The sequence below is a fragment of the Streptomyces sp. P9(2023) genome (genome assembly GCF_032436795.1).
Classification (GTDB): domain Bacteria; phylum Actinomycetota; class Actinomycetes; order Streptomycetales; family Streptomycetaceae; genus Streptomyces.
In genome coordinates this window covers 1-337 of sequence record NZ_JAUPWM010000266.1, presented here as the reverse complement: position 1 = coordinate 337, position 337 = coordinate 1, and the positions used below count along the sequence as shown (strand labels likewise).

The 337-nt window shown below is 51.3% G+C and carries 1 protein-coding gene; it reads left to right on the top strand.

The window, feature by feature from the left end; genetic code table 11:
* Position 1: 1 nt before the first annotated feature.
* Complete coding sequence (locus tag Q5762_RS40160; protein WP_399495559.1) at positions 2-214, top strand: MW1434 family type I TA system toxin; 213 nt, start codon at positions 2-4, stop codon at positions 212-214.
* Positions 215-337 lie beyond the last annotated feature (123 nt).

The window sequence follows — 337 nt, the reverse complement described above, 5'->3', positions numbered from 1 at the left end:
CATGTCGTTACCGCCTTACAACACCCAAGGCACCGAGCGAAAGGTTAATGACCGTACTGCAAAGTGGATAGGCAAGGATACGCCACTCGAAACACTTCCCTACATAGCAATATGGACAACCAATAGTGAGGGTCGACGTGCGTGGCTGCCTGGTTGGCTCGCTTCTCAGACAGATATGCTTTCAGAAGATTGGGTAATTGTAGATTCCAACTAAGGAGGTGATCGGGCTGTACCTGGCCCACTATCTCGTCGCAGCGAAACGAAACGACTGCAGCTTCTTACTTACCGGGAGGTAACGCAGAAGGGAAAGGCCCCAATCGGGGCCTTTTTTCATGCT